Genomic DNA, 374 nt, shown 5'->3' with positions numbered 1-374 from the left:
GTGCTCGAAAAACCGGCTGGCGAGAAAGAGGCTCGGGAAATGCTCGGGAAACTTTCCGGGGCCTGGCACCAGGTATACACCTCGGTATGCCTGACCGCAAAGGGTTACAGGGAGGTTTTCCACGCCCGGACAGACGTGCGTTTTACCCGCGTAGACCCGGGTATGCTCACGACGTACCTGCATCTGGGAAATCCAATGGCCAAGGCAGGGGGATATGGGATCCAGGAATGGATGGGGCTGGTTGGCGTAGAGGCCATCCGGGGTTCCTACCCCAATGTAGTGGGATTACCCACCCAATTGGTCTACCAAAAATTACGCGATATGGTCCGGCGTGGTTTTTAACCTATTTTTGTTATCAAAAACAAAGACTATGC

1 protein-coding gene is annotated in these 374 nt (G+C 54.0%); it reads left to right on the top strand.

Translation table 11 applies throughout. From position 1 onward, the window contains the following. The coding region (locus ACRHNM_RS16340; protein WP_431137701.1) for a Maf family protein at positions 1 to 342 on the top strand (342 nt) is incomplete at its 5' end. Between the last annotated feature and the right edge of the window lie 32 nt (positions 343 to 374).

The organism is Psychroserpens mesophilus, from assembly GCF_050617655.1.
Lineage (GTDB): Bacteria > Bacteroidota > Bacteroidia > Flavobacteriales > Flavobacteriaceae > Psychroserpens > Psychroserpens mesophilus_A.
This window is presented reverse-complemented; position numbering and strand designations above follow the sequence as displayed.